20 protein-coding genes and 1 pseudogene are annotated in these 19,185 nt (G+C 72.4%); 17 read left to right on the forward strand and 4 right to left on the reverse strand.

Translation table 11 applies throughout. The features are described 5' to 3' along the window. Positions 1-33 precede the first annotated feature (33 nt). Entirely contained in the window at positions 34-441 is a 408-nt protein-coding gene (locus IEY20_RS00145; RefSeq protein ID WP_175329011.1) for a RidA family protein, read from the forward strand. Between the two features lie 12 nt (positions 442-453). Here the strand turns inward: IEY20_RS00145 and IEY20_RS00150 are convergent, their stop codons facing one another. Next, complete coding sequence (locus IEY20_RS00150; protein WP_175329012.1) at positions 454-1,314, reverse strand: ATP-grasp domain-containing protein; 861 nt, start codon at positions 1,312-1,314, stop codon at positions 454-456. Positions 1,315-1,514: 200 nt separating this feature from the next. On the opposite strand from IEY20_RS00150, the gene IEY20_RS00155 reads away from it, so the two are divergent. The 3 genes from IEY20_RS00155 to IEY20_RS00165 are packed head-to-tail and all read left to right on the forward strand — an operon-like array spanning position 1,515 to position 3,003. Then, complete coding sequence (locus IEY20_RS00155; protein WP_229727773.1) at positions 1,515-2,015, forward strand: fluoride efflux transporter FluC; 501 nt, start codon at positions 1,515-1,517, stop codon at positions 2,013-2,015. Next, positions 2,012-2,401, forward strand: coding sequence for a fluoride efflux transporter CrcB (gene crcB / locus IEY20_RS00160; protein WP_175329014.1), 390 nt, complete (start codon positions 2,012-2,014; stop codon positions 2,399-2,401). The genes IEY20_RS00155 and crcB overlap by 4 nt, the downstream gene beginning before the upstream one ends. Beyond that, positions 2,398-3,003, forward strand: a complete 606-nt coding sequence (locus IEY20_RS00165) for a histidine phosphatase family protein (protein ID WP_175329015.1) — start codon at positions 2,398-2,400, stop codon at positions 3,001-3,003. Before crcB ends, IEY20_RS00165 begins: the two co-directional genes overlap by 4 nt. 178 nt (positions 3,004-3,181) lie before the next feature. Here the strand turns inward: IEY20_RS00165 and IEY20_RS00170 are convergent, their stop codons facing one another. Beyond that, a complete protein-coding gene (locus tag IEY20_RS00170) occupies positions 3,182-4,249 on the reverse strand; it encodes an FUSC family protein (protein WP_188888822.1) in 1,068 nt (355 codons plus the stop codon). 204 nt (positions 4,250-4,453) lie between these two features. Between IEY20_RS00170 and leuC the strand changes: the two genes are divergently transcribed. The 6 genes from leuC (at position 4,454) to IEY20_RS00200 (ending at position 10,924) form a co-directional block, all read left to right on the forward strand. Further along, positions 4,454-5,917 (forward strand): 3-isopropylmalate dehydratase large subunit, encoded by a 1,464-nt coding sequence (gene leuC, locus IEY20_RS00175; protein ID WP_188888824.1) that lies wholly within the window; start codon positions 4,454-4,456, stop codon positions 5,915-5,917. After that, a complete protein-coding gene (gene leuD / locus IEY20_RS00180) occupies positions 5,917-6,513 on the forward strand; it encodes a 3-isopropylmalate dehydratase small subunit (RefSeq protein ID WP_022904722.1) in 597 nt (198 codons plus the stop codon). Before leuC ends, leuD begins: the two co-directional genes overlap by 1 nt. Further along, positions 6,513-7,880: a UDP-N-acetylglucosamine 1-carboxyvinyltransferase gene (gene murA, locus IEY20_RS00185; protein WP_022904721.1), complete on the forward strand. Its 1,368-nt coding sequence runs from the start codon at positions 6,513-6,515 to the stop codon at positions 7,878-7,880. The genes leuD and murA overlap by 1 nt, the downstream gene beginning before the upstream one ends. Positions 7,881-7,885: 5 nt before the next feature. Continuing rightward, the gene (locus tag IEY20_RS00190; protein ID WP_022904720.1) at positions 7,886-8,704 is read left to right on the forward strand and encodes a lysophospholipid acyltransferase family protein; all 819 of its coding nucleotides are present in this window, start codon (positions 7,886-7,888) and stop codon (positions 8,702-8,704) included. A gap of 91 nt (positions 8,705-8,795) precedes the next feature. After that, positions 8,796-9,809 (forward strand): NAD(P)H-dependent glycerol-3-phosphate dehydrogenase, encoded by a 1,014-nt coding sequence (locus tag IEY20_RS00195; RefSeq protein WP_175329345.1) that lies wholly within the window; start codon positions 8,796-8,798, stop codon positions 9,807-9,809. A 29-nt stretch (positions 9,810-9,838) separates the two neighbouring features. Further along, positions 9,839-10,924: a D-alanine--D-alanine ligase family protein gene (locus tag IEY20_RS00200; RefSeq protein WP_175329018.1), complete on the forward strand. Its 1,086-nt coding sequence runs from the start codon at positions 9,839-9,841 to the stop codon at positions 10,922-10,924. 172 nt (positions 10,925-11,096) lie between these two features. Here IEY20_RS00200 and IEY20_RS00205 read toward each other — a convergent pair whose 3' ends face one another. Beyond that, entirely contained in the window at positions 11,097-11,582 is a 486-nt protein-coding gene (locus IEY20_RS00205; RefSeq protein ID WP_022904717.1) for a DUF3515 family protein, read from the reverse strand. Between the two features lie 24 nt (positions 11,583-11,606). On the opposite strand from IEY20_RS00205, the gene thiL reads away from it, so the two are divergent. Continuing rightward, a complete protein-coding gene (thiL, locus tag IEY20_RS00210) occupies positions 11,607-12,602 on the forward strand; it encodes a thiamine-phosphate kinase (RefSeq protein ID WP_175329019.1) in 996 nt (331 codons plus the stop codon). Positions 12,603-12,840: 238 nt separating this feature from the next. On the opposite strand, the gene rsmD is transcribed toward thiL, so the two are convergent. Then, a complete protein-coding gene (gene rsmD, locus IEY20_RS00215) occupies positions 12,841-13,404 on the reverse strand; it encodes a 16S rRNA (guanine(966)-N(2))-methyltransferase RsmD (protein WP_188888826.1) in 564 nt (187 codons plus the stop codon). A 180-nt stretch (positions 13,405-13,584) separates the two neighbouring features. Between rsmD and IEY20_RS00220 the strand changes: the two are divergent. The 6 genes and pseudogenes from IEY20_RS00220 (at position 13,585) to mutM (ending at position 19,150) form a co-directional block, all read left to right on the forward strand. Further along, positions 13,585-15,770: pseudogene (locus tag IEY20_RS00220) on the forward strand (ATP-dependent DNA helicase RecG). 19 nt (positions 15,771-15,789) lie between these two features. Further along, complete coding sequence (gene coaD / locus IEY20_RS00225) at positions 15,790-16,284, forward strand: pantetheine-phosphate adenylyltransferase (RefSeq protein WP_175329020.1); 495 nt, start codon at positions 15,790-15,792, stop codon at positions 16,282-16,284. A gap of 195 nt (positions 16,285-16,479) precedes the next feature. Beyond that, entirely contained in the window at positions 16,480-17,040 is a 561-nt protein-coding gene (locus IEY20_RS00230) for a YceD family protein (protein WP_175329346.1), read from the forward strand. A 45-nt stretch (positions 17,041-17,085) separates the two neighbouring features. After that, a complete protein-coding gene (gene rpmF, locus IEY20_RS00235) occupies positions 17,086-17,289 on the forward strand; it encodes a 50S ribosomal protein L32 (protein ID WP_079236346.1) in 204 nt (67 codons plus the stop codon). 49 nt (positions 17,290-17,338) lie between these two features. Further along, complete coding sequence (rnc, locus tag IEY20_RS00240; protein WP_175329347.1) at positions 17,339-18,175, forward strand: ribonuclease III; 837 nt, start codon at positions 17,339-17,341, stop codon at positions 18,173-18,175. Positions 18,176-18,178: 3 nt separating this feature from the next. After that, entirely contained in the window at positions 18,179-19,150 is a 972-nt protein-coding gene (mutM, locus tag IEY20_RS00245; RefSeq protein ID WP_175329021.1) for a bifunctional DNA-formamidopyrimidine glycosylase/DNA-(apurinic or apyrimidinic site) lyase, read from the forward strand. Positions 19,151-19,185: the final 35 nt, after the last annotated feature.

Here is a 19,185-nt window from a genome sequence, read left to right on the forward strand (position 1 = left end):
GCGCGGTCGGCGGGGCCCTGGCAGGGTCGGTGCATGCCCTCCGCCGTGCAGCTCATCAGGTCCGCAGCGCTCAGCGACGTCGCGGAGTACGCGTACGCCGCGACGGCACCGGCGGGGGCACGGCTCGTGTTCCTCGCCGGTGCCTGCCCCCTCGATGCGAGCGGTCGGACAGTGGCGGTCGGTGACCACGCCGGCCAGGCCGAGCAGTGCGTGGCGAACCTCCGGACAGCGCTCGCCGCGGCCGGCGCGACGCTCGACGACCTGATCAGCACCCGGGTCCTGGTCGCGTCGTCGCGGCAGGTCGACCTCGTCTCCGCGTGGGAGGTCGTCCGCCGGGCGATGGGGGACCACGACGTGCCGAGCACACTCCTCGGGGTCACGGTGCTCGGGTACGACCATCAGCTGGTGGAGATCGAGGCCGTCGCCGCCGTCGTCGACTGAACGGACCGCGCGTCAGCCGACCAGCGCCGCGGCGAGCCGGTCGGCTGCTGCGGCGTCGGCCTGTGGCAGGAACAGCGACGGCTCGACCAGCTCGAGCTCCAGCACCAGCGAGGACCCGTCGTCCGCACGGACCAGGTCGACCCGCGCGTAGGGCAGTACCCCGAACCGCTCGCGGACGAGCGCCATCGCGGCCGTGGCGACCTCGACCTGTTCGGCGCTCGCCGTGTGCGGGGTGTTGTCCTCCGGAGCGAACAGCCCCTCGACCAGCGCAGCCTCGGGCAACGCCACCCGTTTGCTGGCTGCGTGGCTGTACTCGCCGCCGAGGAACACGAGCGGCCACTCGCCGTCGATGGGCACGGACGCGACGAACGGCTGCACGAGCACGACCTGCCCGGCTGCGTGCAGGTTCTGGACGTGGGCGGCAGCGGCGGCGTGCTGGCCCGGACCGTACGACGCCGCGCCCCGACTCCCGGCGCCGACGGCCGGCTTCACGACGAACCGACCCGCCGGGAACACCGGGCGCTCGCCGGGTGGGACGAACCGCGTCGGTGTGGTCGGGACCCCGGCGGCGTCGAGCTCGCGGAGGTACTGCTTGTCGGTGCTCCAGAGCACCGCGGGCAGCGGGTTGACGAGCTCGGTCACGGCGTCGACGCGGTGGAGCCACGCGACGAACTCGGTGAGGCGGTCGTCGTAGTCCCAGGTGGACCGGAGGGCGACCCGGTCGTACGCGGACCAGTCCACGTCCGGGTCGTCCCAGTCCACGACGTCGACCACGCCGCCCCTCCGGCGGAGTGCCGCGAGCGCGAGGTCCTCGTCCTCGTCGAGTCCCCGTGCGGGGCCGGTGGTCGTCCAGGCGAGGGCGGAGATCGTCACGGACCCAGTCTGTCGGTCCGGGGCGGCCGCGCTACAGTGGGTGCGTCGTCAGACCCGGCAGTGGGGCCTGCCGGACCCAACCGCGGTCGAGCCGCCAACGGTCCCTATCCCGAGATGAGTCGCACGCGCCACGGTGCTGCGTGCTCGGCGATAGGAGAGCCATGTCCCCGGAACGACCCTCGCCCCACGAGGCACCAGCGTTGTCCGAACGTCCCGTGCACCTGCGCTGGCGGTACCTCGGCGTCGTCGCCCTCGGGGGAGCGGTCGGCACCGGCGCCAGGGCCGCGCTCGCCGCCGCGTTCCCGCCGGGCGCCGGGATCAGCTGGACGATCCTCGCGATCAACGTGGTCGGGGCGTTCTGCCTGGGCCTGCTCCTGGAGGCGCTCGCGCACCGTGGTCCGGACGTCGGTGGCCGTCGCACGCTCCGCCTCCTCGTCGGCACGGGTGTCCTCGGCGGCTTCACGACGTACAGCACCCTCGCGGACGACACCGCCCAGCTGCTCGACGCCGGACGCTGGGGCGCCGGCGCCGGGTACGCGCTCCTCTCCGTCGGGCTCGGGCTGGTCGCCGTCGCAGCCGGGGTCCTCGTCGCGGGTCGGTTCCGTCCGAGCACGGTCGGTCCGGGCGCAGTCGATCCGAGCACGGTCGGTCCGGGCGCTGTCGATCCGAGCGCTGTCGAGCGGGCGGGAGACGCCTCGTGACCCCGCTGGAACTCCTCGCCGTCGCCGTCGGTGGCGGAGTCGGAGCCGCTCTGCGCTTCCTCCTCGACGGTGCGGTCAAGGCCCGGGTCAGCGGCACCGCGCTCGGACGGTTCCCGCTCGGCACGCTGGTGATCAACGTGACCGGGTCGTTCGTGCTCGGGCTCGTCACCGGGCTCGGGCAGGCCGGTGCGTTGCCGCTCCCGATGGTCGCCGTGCTCGGGACGGGCATGATGGGTGGGTACACGACGTTCTCGACGGCGAGCGTCGAGACCGTGCAGCTCCTCCGATCCGGCAAGTCCCGGCTCGCCGTCCTGAACGGCCTCGGGATGCTCGTCGTCTCGGTCGGCGCAGCCGCGCTCGGCCTGCTCATCGGAAGGAACACATGACCTCGGAACGCCCCGGCGAACTCGTCCTCGTCCGCCACGGAGAGACGGAGTGGTCGAAGAGCGGGCAGCACACCGGCCGCACGGACATCCCGCTCACGGAGAACGGCGTCGAGCAGGCGGAGCGTGCCGGTCGGTTCCTCGCCGACCGCACCTTCGCGCTCGCGCTGTCGAGCCCGCTCCAGCGCGCACGGGACACCGCGGGGCTGGTCGGCGTCGACCCGGAGCTCGACGAGGACCTCCTCGAGTGGGACTACGGCGCGTACGAGGGGCTGACCACCCCGCAGATCAAGGTGCTGCGCCACGGACCGTGGGACCTCTGGACCGACGGGGTGCCGGCCGGCGAGACCCCGGGGGAGAACGCCGCCGAGGTCCGGGTCCGCGTCGAGCGCATCCTGAACCGTGCGCGACCCGTCCTCGCCGAGGGCCAGGACGCCATCGTCGTCGCGCACGGCCACGTCCTCCGCGCACTCGGCGCCGCCTGGATCCGGTTGGCGCCGCAGGACGGTGCCGTGCTCAAGCTCGGCACCGCTTCGGTGAGCATCCTCGGCTACGAGCACGGCCGCCCGGTGATCGACGCCTGGAACATCCAGCCGCGCGACTGACGTCGCGAGCGCACATCGGACGGGAGGCCCGTGGCGGCGCCGCCACGGGCCTCCCGTCCGTCCGCTGCGCACGTTCCTTCCCCGGTCACGTGCGATGGCTGGCGTGATCGGGCGTCCCTGGTCGAACGGAACGACCAGGCACGCCCGGAACGACCAGGGACGCCCGGAGCGCCCCGCCTCAGATGGTCGGCACCGCGCTCGTCGCACCCAGCGGACGGCCTCGGCGACGCTCGACCGCCCGACCGACGAGCAGCAGCGCGACGCTCACGACGGCACCGAGCACGGTCTGCACGATGCGGTCGAGCGCGAGGAGCTGCGGCGCCTCCGGGAGGCTCAGCCACGACACCGCGAGGGCGAGGGGCGTGAGGAAGAGCAGCGTCACCGCGTAGTGCCGCGCCACGAAGATCTCGGCGAAGAACTGCCCGACCACGGCGATCACGACGATCCACCAGACGCCCGGCTCGAGCAGCAGGATCCCCACGGCGACGACCGTCCCGCCGACGGTGCCGACCACGCGCTGCCAGGCGCGGCGGAGCGTGTGGCGTTGGCGGAGCGCGGGGAGCGTCGACACGACGGCGATGACCGCCCAGTACGGGTGTCCGAGGCCGGGCAGCGCCTCGGCGACACCGCCGGCGACCAGCGACCCGACGACGTTGAGCGCCACCGTCTCGCGGAGCGCCCGCGTGCGGAGGACGGCGAGCGTCCGGTGCTTGCGTTCGCCGAGCGGTCGCAAGCGGTGCGGTGCGTGCGGGTGGATCACCCGACGGAGCACGACGCCGGACATCGCCACGAGCCACGCCCACGCCACCGAGCAGACGATGATGAGCAGGACCGTCGGGACGTCGGCCGGCCGGAGCGGCACGAGCGCGGACACGACGAACGCGAACACGGGGAAGATCGGCTGCGCCGGGATCGTCTGCAGCGCCGTGAGGGTGCACACCGCGACGACCAGCACGACCACGAGGCCGATCGCCTGCAGCCACAGCGGGTGCCCGAGCAGCGCCACCCCGATGCCCGCGAGCATGCAGGCCGCCTGCAGCGCCCCGGCGACACCCGTGGTCACGGCGCGCTGTCGGTACGGCTCCGTCGCGCCGAAGATCGCGGTGAACCCGGCGAACATCGCGAACGCCGCGTACCCGGGCATCCCGAGGGCGATGAGCAGCGCGAGCGGCGCGCCGCCGGCGATCGCGGCGCGGGCTGCGCCCTCGAGGTTCACGGTCCGGGTCGAGTGCGCAGGTGTCGTCATGTCGCCTCCATCTTCCCACCGCGACGGGTGTCGCCGACCCGGGCCGCGCCTCCAGGCGGTCCCCGCCACCGGCCTGGAGGCGCGTGGCGGGCTCGCCACGCGCCTGGCGTCCGGACCGACGCGGCTTGGTATACCAACCTGCTAGAGTGGCCGGACGAGCCGCGACAGCGGCGCATCGACGGACAACGAGGAAGGGTCGAGTCGATGGGAAAGACGCTCGCCGAGAAGGTGTGGGACGACCACGTCGTGGTCAGGGGCGAGGACGGGAAGCCAGACCTCCTCTACATCGACCTCCACCTCGTGCACGAGGTGACGAGCCCGCAGGCGTTCGACGGCCTGCGCCAGGCCGGCCGCCCGGTGCGTCGCCTCGACCTCACGATCGCGACCGAGGACCACAACACCCCGACGCTCGCCATCGACCGTCCCATCGAGGACCCGACGAGCCGCACCCAGATCGAGGCGCTCCGACGCAACTGCGCGGAGTTCGGGGTGCGCCTGCACTCGCTCGGCGACAAGGAACAGGGCATCGTGCACGTCGTCGGTCCGCAGCTCGGACTCACGATGCCCGGCATCACCGTGGTGTGCGGCGATTCGCACACCAGCACGCACGGCGCGTTCGGCGCGATGGCGTTCGGCATCGGCACGTCCGAGGTCGAGCACGTCCTCGCCACGCAGACGCTGCCGCTCAAGCCGTTCAAGACGATGGCGATCACGGTCGAGGGCACGCTCCGCCCCGGCGTCACGGCGAAGGACATCATCCTCGCGGTCATCGCGAAGATCGGCACGGGCGGCGGCCAGGGCTACGTGCTCGAGTACCGCGGCTCCGCGATCCGCGCGCTCTCGATGGAGGGCCGCATGACGATCTGCAACATGTCGATCGAGGCCGGCGCCCGCGCCGGCATGGTCGCGCCCGACCAGACGACCTACGACTACGTGCAGGGCCGCGACCACGCGCCGACGGGTCAGGACTGGGACGACGCCGTCGCCTACTGGGACACGCTCGCGACCGACGACGACGCGGTCTTCGACGCCGAGGTGTTCATCGACGCCGACGAGCTCGAGCCCTTCGTCACCTGGGGCACCAACCCCGGCCAGGGCGTCTCGCTCTCCGAGACGGTCCCGGACCCGTCCGACTACACCGACCCGAACGACCAGGCCGCCGCCCAGCGCGCGCTGGAGTACATGGACCTCGAGGCCGGCACCCCGATGAAGGACATCGCGGTCGACGCGGTGTTCATGGGGTCGTGCACGAACTCCCGCATCGAGGACCTCCGGGCCTTCGCGTCGATCATCGAGGGCCGGAAGAAGGCCGACGGCGTCCGCGTGATGGTCGTGCCGGGCTCCGCTCGGGTCCGGCTCGAGGCCGAGGCCGAGGGGCTGGACAAGGTGTTCACGGACTTCGGCGCCGAGTGGCGGTTCGCCGGCTGCTCCATGTGCCTCGGCATGAACCCCGACCAGCTCGCGCAGGGGGAGCGCTGCGCGTCCACCTCGAACCGCAACTTCGAGGGCCGGCAGGGCAAGGGCGGGCGCACCCACCTGGTGTCGCCGCTCGTCGCCGCTGCCACCGCGGTCCGCGGCACGCTGTCGAGCCCGTGGGACCTGGCGACCGACGACGCTCTGCTGTCCGTCACGGACACCGAGACCGCGACCACCGAGGGGAAGTTCTGATGGACAAGATCACCACCGTCACCGGCGTCGCCGCGCCGCTGAAGCGCTCCAACGTCGACACCGACCAGATCATCCCCGCGGTCTACCTCAAGCGCGTCACGAAGACCGGCTTCGAGGACGCCCTGTTCGCCGGGTGGCGCCAGGACCCGGAGTTCGTGCTCAACCAGCCCGAGTACCAGGGTGCCGCGGTGCTGGTCGCCGGTCCGGACTTCGGCACCGGCTCGTCGCGCGAGCACGCCGTCTGGGCACTCCGCGACTTCGGCTTCCGCGTCGTCGTGTCCTCTCGGTTCGCGGACATCTTCAAGGGGAACGCGGGCAAGCAGGGACTCGTCACGGCGATCGTGACCGAATCGGAAGTCGAGGCGCTCTGGGCCGAGATCGAGCGGAACCCGGGGGCATCGGCCACGGTCGACCTCGTGGCGCAGCGCGTGTCGCTGGGCGATGTGGACGTGCCCTTCGAGATCGACGCTTACACTCGTTGGCGGTTGATGGAAGGGCTCGACGACATCGGGCTCACCCTCCGTGACGAGTCCTCGATCACGGAGTTCGAATCCCGCCGCTCCAGTTGGCGGCCGAAGACATTGCCGGTGAAGTAGTGAACTCTCTCGTACAGGACGCAGCGGCCGCAGGGGCTCGCGTTGGTCTCAAGTCGGACGAGATCGTCATCCGGGGCGGCAAGCCGCTCGTGGGACGCATCGAGGTCCGCGGAGCCAAGAACCTCGCGACCAAGGCCATGGTCGCTGCGCTGCTGGGCGACACCCCCTCGATCCTCAAGGACGTGCCGGACATCTCCGACGTCCAGGTCGTGCGCGGCCTGCTCGAGGTCCACGGGGTGCGCATCACGGACCCTGCACGAGGCGAGCTCATCCTCGACCCGTCCAACGTCGAGTCGGCGCACTTCGCCGAGATCGACGCGCACGCCGGGTCGAGCCGCATCCCGATCCTGTTCTGCGGTCCGCTGCTGCACAAGCTCGGTGAGGCGTTCATCCCCGACCTCGGCGGCTGCCGCATCGGCGACCGCCCGATCGACTTCCACCTCGACGCCCTGCGCGCGATGGGCGCGGTCGTGGACAAGCAGGTCAGCGGCATCCACCTCACCGCGCCGAACGGCCTGCGGGGTGCGGAGATCGAGCTGCCCTACCCGAGCGTCGGCGCGACCGAGCAGGTCCTGCTCTCGTCCGTCCTCGCCACCGGGGTCACCGAGCTCCGGAACGCCGCGATCGAGCCCGAGATCATGGACCTCATCGCGATCCTGCAGAAGATGGGCGCGATCGTCACGGTCGAGCCGAACCGCACCATCTTCATCGAGGGCGTCGAGTCGCTCCGCGGCTACACCCACCGCGCGATCAACGACCGCAACGAGGCCGCCAGCTGGGCCTCGGCGGCGCTCGCGACCGACGGTGACATCTTCGTCGAGGGCGCGAAGCAGCAGGAGCTGATGACGTTCCTCAACGTCTTCCGCAAGGTCGGCGGCGGGTTCGACGTCCAGGAGGACGGCATCCGCTTCTACCGCGAGCGCGAGACCCTGCGCCCCGTGGTCGTCGAGACGGACGTGCACCCCGGCTTCATGACCGACTGGCAGCAGCCGCTCATCGTGGCGCTCACCCAGGCCGACGGGCAGAGCATCGTCCACGAGACCGTGTACGAGAACCGCTTCGGCTTCACCGACGCCCTCAACGAGATGGGCGCCGACATCGTCGTGCACAAGGAAGGGCTGCCCGGACACGACCGCCGCGTCGCGCGTCGGCCGTTCGAGCAGGCCGCGGTCATCACCGGGCCGACGACGCTGCACGCTGCGGACGTCCGCGTCCCCGACCTCCGCGGCGGCTTCAGCCACCTCATCGCGGCGCTGACCGCCGAGGGCGAGTCGCGGATCTCCAACGTCGGCATCATCAGCCGGGGCTACGAGCACTTCATCCCGAAGCTCCGCAAGCTCGGCGCCGACTTCGACTTCGCCGGCTGAGCGTCGTGGCTGCTTCAGGTGACGGCCTGGAGGCGCGGCGCGCGTCCGCCTCGCAGGTCTCGACCGGTCTGCCCAACCCCGGGCGGCGCTGGCGCCGCGGTGAGCTGAACACCGCGTTCCGCATCACCGCGTCCGTCGTGATCCCGGTCTTCCGGTTCTCCGCGCGGTACCACTGGCACGGGCCGAAGCGTCTGCCCGAGGGCGGCGCGTTCGTCCTGGCGCCGAACCACTTCACGAACATCGACCCGCTCGTGGTGGGGACCGCCGTCTGGCTGTCCCGCCGGGCGCCGCGGTTCCTCGCGAAGGCGTCGCTGTTCAACGTCCCCGTGTTCGGCAAGCTCATGGCCGGCATGGGGCAGATCCCCGTCGAACGTTCCGGTCGCACGCGCCTCAGCGACCCGCTCGGCGGCGGCAGGTCCGTCATCGAGCAGGGTGGCGCGATCATCGTCTACCCCGAGGGCACCCTGACCCGCGACCCGGACCTCTGGCCGATGCGCGGCAAGACCGGTGCCGTCCGGATCGCGCTCGAGAACGACGTGCCGCTCATCCCGATGGCCCATTGGGGCACGCAGGGCATCATGGCGCGCTACGGCAAGAAGCTGAAGCTCTTCCCGCCGACCCGCGTCGACGTCATCGTCGGCGACCCCGTCGACCTGTCCGCCTACCGCGGACGGCCCATCGACCAGCAGATGCTCGTCGAGGCGACCGGCATCGTCATGCAGCGCATCACCGAGCTGCTCGAGGAACTCCGCGGCGAGACGGCCCCGGCCACGCGCTGGGACCCGGCCGCGAACAACCAGAAGGAGACCGGCAAGTTTGAGTGACCACGGAACGGGCCTCCGCCCGCACGAGGACCACCCGGACCCCGTCGTCGCCGCTCCCGGTGCCGTCGACACCGCCGCTATCCGCGTCGTCATGCAGACGACCGACAAGCCACGGGTGGCCGTGATCGGCGCCGGCAGCTGGGGGACCACGTTCGCGAAGGTGCTCGCCGAGGGCGGGGCGGACACCGTCGTGTGGGCACGCCGACCCGAGGTGGCGCGCGAGATCACCGAGACGAAGCGGAACTCCGAGTACCTGCCGGGCATCAACCTGCCGCGGACGCTCACCGCGTCGACGTCGCTGTCCGCCGTGCTCGACGGCGCACAGCAGGTGTACGTGTCGGTGCCGTCGCAGTCGCTCCGCTCGAACCTCGCCGCGATCGCCTCCCTCCTGCCCGAGGACGTCCCGGTCGTCAGCCTCATGAAGGGCGTCGAGAAGGCGACGGGCCTCCGGATGAGCGAGGTCCTGCACGAGGGCCTCGGGATCGACCGCGAGCGCATCGCGGTGGCCAGCGGACCGAACCTCGCGCTCGAGATCGCACGGCGGCAGCCGACCGCGGCCGTCGTCTCGTCGACGTCGCTCGACACCGCCACCGCGGTCGCGACCGTCGCCACGAACCCGTACTTCCGGTCGTTCACCAACACCGACGTGATCGGTACCGAGTTCGGCGGTGTGCTGAAGAACCTCATCGCGGTCGCCATCGGCATCGTGGACGGCGTGGGCTACGGCGAGAACACGAAGGCGTCGATCATCACCCGGGGCCTCGCGGAGATGACCGAGTTCGCGGTGTCGCTCGGCGCGCAGTCCTCGACGCTGTCCGGCCTCGCCGGGCTGGGGGACCTCATCGCCACCTGCCAGTCGCCGCTCTCGCGGAACAACACCGCCGGCCGGCTGCTCGGGCAGGGCTACCGGTTCGACGAGGTCGTGCGGCAGATGAACCAGACCGCGGAGGGGCTCGCCTCGGTCGCCCCGATCCTCGAGCTGGCGGCAGCGAACGGCGTCGACATGCCCATCGTGAGCCAGGTGGGCGAGGTCCTCGCCGGTAGGCTCGACCCGCGCAACATCGCGCCGCACCTCACCGAGACCGACGAGCCCCAGGGCGAGTGACGGGTCCGCGACCACCCAGGGGGTCCTCCATGGCCAAGACCACCGTCGCCGTGCTCTTCGGCGGCCGTTCGAGCGAGCACGCGATCAGCTGCGTGACCGCCGGGGGCATCATGGACGTCGTCGACCGCGATGCCTACGAGATCGTGCCGATCGGGATCACGAAGGGCGGCGCGTTCACGCTGCAGCCGGACGACCCGGCACGCTGGGCGATCCACGACCGGCACCTGCCGGAGGTGCTCGACAACGGCACGCGCGTGGCGTTCCCGACCTCGCCGGCGACCCGCGACCTCGTCGTGTCGCACGCCGACGGCACCGTGACGACCGTGCCCGACGTCGACGTGGTCTTCCCGATCCTGCACGGCCCCTTCGGTGAGGACGGCACGATCCAGGGCCTCCTCGAGATCGCCGGGCTGCCGTACGTCGGCGACGGGGTGCTCGCGAGCGCCCTGGCGATGGACAAGCACGTCGCCAAGGCCGTGCTCGAGCACGCCGGGCTGCGGGTCGCGCCGTGGACCACGGTGCTCCGACGCCAGTGGGCAGCCGATCCGGTCGACGTCGCTGAGTCGGTCGCCGCACACGGCTGGCCCGTGTTCGTGAAGCCCGCGCGCGCCGGCTCGAGCATGGGCGTCTCGCGGGTCGACGACCCGTCGCAGCTCGGCGCCGCGATGGACCTGGCGTTCGAGCACGACTCGAAGGTCATCGTCGAGCCCCGGGTCGTCGGTCGCGAGGTCGAGGTCGCCGTGCTCGAAGGCCGCGACGGTGTCCCGCGCACGAGCCTCCCGGGCGAGATCGTCGTGGCGGAGGACGGCTTCTACGACTTCGACTCGAAGTACCTCGGCGGCGACGAGGCCCTGCTCTGCCCGGCGCCCCTCACCGACGCGGAGACCGACGAGATCCGGTCGATCGGTGCCCGCGCGTTCGAGGCCGTCGGGGGAGCCGGACTCGCCCGGGTCGACTGCTTCCTGACCGACGACGGCTTCGTGGTGAACGAGGTCAACACGATGCCGGGGTTCACGCCGCTGTCGATGTACCCGCGCTGCTGGGCCGCCACGGGTGTCTCGTACGGCGAGCTCGTCACCGAGCTCATCGAGCTGGGCCGCACCGCCGTCCGCTGAGGCGTCGTGCGCCGCCGCGCCGCCGCACCGCCGCGGTGGCGCGAGCCGAGACTCGTGCTGGGCGACAGGTCTCGCGCGCATCGGCACGAGATCAGTCGCTGACGCCGAGACTCGTGCGGGCGCGGCCGAGGCTCGTGCGAGCGCGGCCGAGTCTCGTGCCCGAGCGGGACCGTCAGCCGTTGACCTCGGAGGGGTCGAGGCACCGGTGCCCGTCCTTCGGCAGCGTCGACACCGCCGTCCCGATGTCCTGCAGCACCTGGTCGGTCGCCCCCGACGACTCGATGACGACCTGCACCGCCGGCGACCGGCCGAACGTCGTGTAGACGACCTGCGCCCCGCGGTCGTCGCGGATCCAGTCCACGGAGCCCTTCGAGAAGCACGGTAGATCGGACACCGTCGGCACGGCGACACCGCAGTGGTAGATCGCGACGGCCGGGTCGCCCCACGCCGCCGTCGACTGCGCGGTCGTGTTCCGCAGCGCATCGCTCTGCCCCACGACGCTCGGCAGCCGCACCTGGGCCGCGGCGCAGGCAGCGGCGTCCGCGGAGGGTGCGGCGGTCATCGAGACGGCGTTCGTGCACCCCGTGAGACCGGCCGCGAGGGCGATCGCCACGCCGACGATCGCGGCGGTCCGAGTGGTGCGTCGCGCGGTGTCCATCGACGTCCAGGCTACCGTTCTCGTGTGGACGCGAAGGACGACAGCCAGCCCGGCCCGACCGTGGGGGAGGTCGGGGAACTCGAGGTCCTCGACCGCATCGTCCGACGGCTCCCTGCCGGTGACCCCGTGATCGGACCGGGCGACGACTGCGCTGTCCTCGCCGCCCCGGACGGGCGCTACGTCGTGACGACGGACATGATGGTGCACGGCCCGGACTTCCGCTGGGCGTGGTCGTCGCCCGAGGACATCGGCTGGAAGGCCGCCGCGACGAACCTCTCCGACGTCGCCGCGATGGGTGCGACGCCGACCGGGCTCGTCATCGCCCTCGCCGCGCCGCAGGACACCCCGGTCAGCGTCTTGGAACGCTTCGCCGACGGTGTCCGGCTCGCGGTGGAGGCCCTCGCACCGGCGTGCGGCGTCGTCGGCGGTGACCTCTCGACCTCCTCGACGTTCACGGTCTCCGTCACCGCGTTCGGCGACCTCGGCGGCCGGGCGCCCGTGCTCCGTTCGGGCGCGGAGCCGGGTGACGTGGTGGCGGTCTCCGGTGAGCTCGGCCGAGCTGCCCGCGGCCTGGCACGGCTCTTCCGCGACGGTGTCGACGCAGCGGGGGAACCGTCCCGGGCGGCGACCGTCGCGAGCGGCGCGGACGCGGACTCCGACGCCCTCCGACAGCGGCGGCCCGTCCCGCCGATCGCGGACGGTGTGGCCGCCGCGGGCGCGGGGGCGACGGCGATGCTCGACCTGTCCGACGGCCTCGCGATCGACGGTGGACGACTCGCGCGGGCCAGCCGGGTGACGCTCGACCTCGACCCGACGGTGGTCGAGGAGGGGCCCGCCCTGCACGGCGGCGAGGACCACGGGCTCCTCGCGACGTTCCCGCCGGGGATGCCGCTCCCCGCCGGGTTCCGGCGGATCGGCTCCGTCCGGGAACGCGGTGAGCACGACGTCCTCCGGGGCGGTCGTCCGGTCCCGACGTCCGGCTGGGACCCCTACGCCGACTGGGACGGCGCCGCCGGCTGAGGCGGATGCCGCCGGCTCGGGCCGGTGCCGCCGGCTGGGACCGGAGCCGCCTGCTGGGACCGGAGCCGCCTGCTGGGGCCGGACCCCGCCGCGGACGCGAGCTCCGCGTCTGAGCCGGACCGTGCCTCCAGGCCGGGCCAGCCGGGCCGGACCATCCGGGCCGGACCAGCCAGGCCGGACCAGCCGGGCCGGACTGTCCGGGCCGGACCAGCCGGGCCGCACCGCCCAGGCTGCACCGTCAGGCGGTCGCGACCACGGCCTCCCACGCGACCGTCTCCCCGTAGCTGCGCTTGCTGAACGGCTCGAGCCCCGCGGGCCACGTCGGCTCCGGCGACCGCTTGCTGCGCTCGACGACGACGACCACGTCCCGCGTGAGCCGCGGCACCAGCGCCTCGAGCACCTCGCCGAGCTCCTGCTCGCTGACCTCGTACGGCGGGTCGATGAACACGAGGTCGAACGTCCGCACGGTCTGCCGCAGGAACCCCAGGGCGGGCTGGGCGTGCACGTCGATCCGCACGCCGGGCACGCGCTTCTGCACCGTGCGCGCGTTCTCCTTGCACGCTGCCGCCGCGCCCGCGGCCCGGTCGACCAGGACGACCTCGACCGCACCGCGCGACGCCGCCTCGAGCCCGAGGGCGCCGGTGCCGGCGTAGAGGTCGGCCACCGCGGTGTCGTCGACGAGCCCGCGCGACTCCAGCGACGAGAACAGCGCCTCGCGCACGCGGTCGCTCGTCGGCCGGGTGCCGGACTTCGGCACCCGGAGCGTCGTGGAGCCGGCGGCGCCGGCGATGATGCGGGTCATGCAGCCACCGTAGCGGCCCGGGACGGCCCGCCCGGGTTCTCCACAGGCCGGCCTGGAGGCACGGTGCGAGTCGGTCGTGCCGGGTACCGTTGGCATGTGGTCACCCCTGGTACGAACGCTGCCCCGGCCGCGCCCGGCAGCGGGCACGCGCCCACGGTCGACGGCGCCTCCGGGTCGGCCGTGGTCGGTGGGCTCGACGCCCGCTTGTCCGGCGTGCTGGGCGGCCGGACCGCGAGCGCGATCGAGAAGGCCTTCGGGTACCGCACGGTGGGGGAGTTCCTCGAGCACGCACCCCGTCGCTACGCCGAACGCGGTGCCCTCACGGCGCTCGACTCGCTGGCGATCGGCGAGTCCGTCACGATCGTGGCCGAGGTGGTCGACGTCCGCGAGCGCACGATGCGGGCTCGACGGGGTTCGATCCTCGAAGCGAAGATCGGCGACGGCAAGGGGCTCCTGACCCTGACGTTCTTCAACCAGGGTTGGCGCACGAAGGACCTCGTCCCCGGTGCCCGCGGGGTGTTCGCCGGCAAGGTGGGCGACTACCGCGGCGCTCGGCAGCTGGCACACCCCGACTACGAGCTGTTCGACCGCGACGACCCCCGTTCCCTGGCCGACCCCGGCTCGGACGAGGCGATCCGCTGGTCGCGGCAGCCGATCCCGATCTACCCGGCCACCGCGTCGCTGTCCTCGTGGCAGATCGCGAAGGCCATCGGCGTCGTGCTCGACACCCTGCCCGACCTCGACGACCCGATCCCGGCGTCCGTCCGCTCCCGACTCGACCTCGTGCCGTACCGGCGCGCGCTCGAACTGCTGCACCGCCCGGAGAAGGTCGCGGACTTCAAGCGTGCGCAGGACGCCCTCCGCTACCGCGAGGCCTTCGTGCTGCAGACCGCCCTCGTGCAGCGTCGGATCGCCGCCCGCGCGGTCGCCTCGACCCCGCGCTCGGCCTCGCCCGGGGGCATCCTCGAACGGTTCGACGCCTCGCTGCCGTTCACCCTCACCGACGACCAACGCTCGGTCGGTGCCGAGATCGCGACGGACCTCGCCGGAACCTGGCCGATGCACCGGCTCGTGCAGGGCGAGGTCGGTTCCGGCAAGACCCTCGTGGCGATCCGCGCGATGCTCACCGTGGCGGAGTCCGGCGGGCAGTCGGCGCTCATCGCCCCGACCGAGGTCCTGGCCGCCCAGCACCTGCGGTCGATCGTGAAGTTCCTCGGCCCGGACCTCGCGGCGGAGCTCCGTCCGGTGATCCTCACCGGGTCCCAGTCCACCGACGAGCGTCGCCGAGCCCTGCTCGCGGCCGCGTCCGGGAGCTCGAGGTTGGTGGTCGGCACGCACGCGCTCCTCGGCGACCGCGTCGACTTCGCCGAGCTCGGGCTCGTGGTCGTCGACGAGCAGCACCGGTTCGGCGTCGAGCAGCGCGAGGCCCTCCGGACGAAGGGCCAGACCCCGCCGCACGTGCTCGTCCTCACCGCGACCCCGATCCCGCGCACGGTCGCGATGACCGTCTTCGGCGACCTCGACGTCTCCACCATCGCCGGGGTCCCGTCGGGTCGTGCCGGTGTCGAGACCTTCACGGTCGGCCTGGCGGAGCACCCGGGGTGGGAGTCCCGGATCTGGTCGCGCATGGCCGAGGAGCTCGCCGCCGGTCGACAGGCGTTCGTGGTGTGCCCCGCCATCGACGACGTGCACGCCGAGGACGACGGCCAACCTGCGCCGGAGGCACCCGCCGAGGACGACACCCCGGAACGAACGCCGGCCACGGTGATCGCGACCGCCGAGCGGATGCGCCGGATGCCGGTGCTCGACGGCAGACGGATCGAGGTCCTGCACGGACGGATGACCGCGGACGAGAAGGACCGCGTGATGACGACCTTCGCGGCCGGCGGGATCGACGTCCTCGTCGCGACGACGGTGATCGAGGTGGGTGTCGACGTGCCGAACGCCTCGATGATGGCCGTGCTCGACGCCGACCGGTTCGGGGTGTCGCAGCTCCACCAGCTGCGCGGCCGCATCGGCCGCGGGCAGTTCGCCGGCGTGTGCCTGCTCGTGACCACGGCGGAGCTCGAGTCCCCGTCGCGGGAGCGCGTCGACGCCGTCGCCGCGTCCGACGACGGCTTCGAGCTCGCCCGGGTCGACCTCGAGCTCCGGCGCGAGGTGACGTGCTGGGGGAGCGACAGTCCGGTGGTCGTTCGTCCCTGAACCTGCTGCGCGTCGTCGAGCACGCCGACCTCATCGTCGACGCGCGCGAGGAAGCCGAGCGCGTGCTCGGGCCCGACCCCGACCTCGAGGGGCACCCGGCGCTCCGCGAAGCGCTCGCCCGCCGACTCGACGAGTCCGACGCGGCCTTCCTCGGCAAGAACTGACCTCGGCTAGGGTCGCTGCATGGCGCAGATCGCGGTCGTCCCCGGTTCCTTCGACCCCGTGACCCTCGGGCACCTCGACGTCATCGGGCGTGCGGCCGGGCTCTTCGACGAGGTCCACGTGCTCGTCGTTCACAACCCGGACAAGAAGCCCGCGATGTTCGAGGCCGGCGAGCGGGTCCGGCTGATCGAGGAGTCGCTGGTCGAGACGGGCGTCCGCGACAACGTGCGCGTCGGGGAGTGGACCGCCGGGCTCCTCGTCGACTACTGCCGTCAGGTCGGTGCGACGGTCCTCGTGAAGGGGGTCCGCTCGGGCGAGGACGTCGCGTACGAGACCCCGATGGCGATCATGAACCGGCACCTCGCGGACGTCGAGACGGTGTTCCTGCTGCCCGAGGCCTCGCGTGCGCACGTGTCGAGCTCGCTCATCCGTCAGGTGGCGACGCTCGGCGGGGACGTGACGCCGTACGTGCCCGGGGTCGTGGCGCGTGCGCTGGCGGAGCACACCGGCCGCTGAGTGGGGCACACCGGCCGCTGAGCGGGGCACACCGGCCGCTGAGCCGGGCGCACAGCCCGTTGCGCCGGGGCAGGCGCGCCGCACCGCGCACACCGGCAGCACGGCGCGCCCCCGCGTCCGCGCGACGGACACGCTGGGGCGCCGCCTCGACGTGCCGCCCGGTTCGCGCTAGGATCGTCGATCGTGTCTTCCCCCGTGAACAGCCCCTACGCCCTGCGCGTGCGCGACCTCGCGCACCGTCCGGGCGAGATGCGCGAGCAGTCGCTCGACGTCGAGGTGCCGGACGCGATGGGTGCCGGGGTCATCGCCGTCCGACAGGGCGCGCCGATGCACCTCGACGTCCGACTCGAGGGGCTGCACGAGGGCGTCCTCGTCTCCGGACACGCGTCGGCCGAGGCGTTCGGGGAGTGCTCCCGGTGCCTGATCGAGATCAGCGAACCCGTCGAGGTCGATTTCGCGGAGCTCTTCGCGTACGATGTCTCGGAGGATTTCGACTTCTTCGTTCGCGATGACCACGTGGATTGCGAACCGGTCGTTCGAGATGCGGTGGTGCTGTCGCTGCCGTTCCAGCCGGTCTGCCGACCGGACTGCCCAGGCCTCGACCCGGAGACGGGTGAACGTCTGGCCGACCTCGAGGACCACACTCCTCGCGAGGTCCTGGACCCGCGCTGGGCCGCCCTCGGCGGTTTCCGTGCGAGCGACGACAGCAGTACCCCTGACCAGAGCCCCGAGGGCGACGGCCGCACGTCGGCCTGAACCGCCCTCGCCACTGACCAACCGACCAACCGAAAGAGAACCACCATGGCCGTTCCCAAGCGCAAGCAGTCCCGTGCCAACACGCACGCCCGTCGTTCGCAGTGGAAGGCCGCGCCGGTCCAGCTCGTGAAGACGATCGAGAACGGCAAGGTCACCTACAGCCTCCCGCACCGCGCGAAGGTCGTCGAGGACTCGGCCGGCACCCCCCTGTACCTGGAGTACAAGGGCCGCAAGGTCGCCGACGTCTGATCGGACCGACCGCGTGACCAATACGTCCGGCACCACGGGGTCCCGCCCCGTGGGGCCGGACGTCGTTCGTCTGCAGGGCATCCTCGGGGTCGACATCGATCTCGAGCTGCTCCAGCTCGCCCTGACCCACCGCTCGTACGCGTACGAGCACGGGGGCATCGGGCACAACGAACGGCTCGAGTTCCTCGGTGACTCGATCCTCGGTCAGGCAGTGACCGTGAAGCTCTTCCGGTCCTTCCCCGACCTCGACGAGGGCGACCTGGCCAAGCGTCGGGCGAGCCTCGTCTCGACGGTCGCCCTCGCTGAGATCGCCCGCATGATCGGGCTCGGGAAGTACCTCCGGCTCGGCAAGGGCGAGGAGCAGACCGGCGGCCGCGACAAGTCGTCGATCCTCGCCGACACCGTCGAAGCCGTCATCGGTGCCACGTACCTCTCCGCGGGTCCGGACCCGGCGACCGAGCTCGTGCTGCGCCTCGTCGAGCCGCTCCTGGTCGACCCGGACCGCTTCGGCGCCGCGATGGACCCGAAGACGAGTCTGCAGGAGCTCGCGTCGTCGCTCGGTCTGGGCAACCCCTCCTACCGGGTGACCGAAGAGGGCCCCGACCACGACAAGACCTTCCACGCCACCGTGGTGCTCCAGAGCGAGGACATCTCCTCGGGCGCCGGGTCGAGCAAGAAGGCAGCCGAGATGGCCGCTGCGCTGCAGGCCTGGACGAAGCTCTCCGGCCGTGACGGCTCGCCGCGCGCGGACGCCGGCAGCGCCGCCGCGAGCACGACCGCCGGCAGCGCCGCCACGAGCACGGCCGCAGACGGCGCCGCCGCGAGCACGGCCGCCGGCAGCGCCGCTGTGAGCACGACCGCCGACGACGCCGCTCGGACTGCCTGACCGGTGCCGGAGCTCCCCGAGGTCGAGGTCGTCCGCGCCGGTCTCGAACCCGCCGTCACCGGCGCACGCGTCCTGCACGTGGACGTCGTCGATGACCGCGCCCTCACCCGACACGACGGCCCCGCCGAGGACTTCGCCGACCGGTTGACCGGCCGCACGATCGCCGCCGCCGTCCGCCGCGGCAAGTTCCTCTGGTTCCCGCTGCAGCCGGAGCACGGCGACGACCGGCCCGAGGCCCTCGTCACCCACCTCGGCATGTCCGGGCAGGTGCTCCTCGGGCGCGGTCGACCCGCCGCGAGGCACCGCCGCATCCTCATCGACGTGCAGCCCGCGACCACCGATCGTGACGGCGTGCCGGAGCCCGTCGTCCAACTCGAGTTCGTCGACCAGCGCACCTTCGGGTCGATGGCGATCGACCGCATGGTGCCGACGGTGGACGGTGCTCCGGCCGGTGCCGCGGGCGCGATCGACGAGGCCGACCCGGACGCCTCGTGGCGCCGCGGCATCCCGTACCCGGTCTCGCACATCGCCCGTGACCCTCTCGACCCGGCGTTCGACGACGACCGCTTCATCGCGGCCGCCCGGAAGCGCGCGAGTGGCATCAAGCGCGTCCTGCTCGACCAGGGCGTCGTGAGCGGCATCGGCAACATCTACGCCGACGAGTCCCTGTGGGCGGCGAAGCTCCACTACGACCGACCAGCGGAGCGCTTGACCAGAGCGGACCTCCGGACCCTGCTGACCGAGGTCCGGAGCGTCCTTGGACGGGCGCTCGAGGACGGAGGCACGAGCTTCGACGCGCAGTACGTGAACGTGAACGGGCAGTCCGGGTACTTCTCGCAGCGCCTGAACGTGTACGGCCAGCAGGGCAAGCCGTGCCCGCGGTGCGGCACGACGATCGTCCGCGAGGCCTTCATGAACCGGTCCAGCCACATCTGCCCCGTGTGCCAACCGCGCCCGCGCGCCCGCAGGCGTTAGCCTGCCCGCAGCAGCACAGCCAGCAGCACAGCCCG

Origin of the sequence: Curtobacterium luteum (assembly GCF_014646995.1) — a bacterium.
In the GTDB taxonomy this organism is placed as follows: domain Bacteria; phylum Actinomycetota; class Actinomycetes; order Actinomycetales; family Microbacteriaceae; genus Curtobacterium; species Curtobacterium luteum.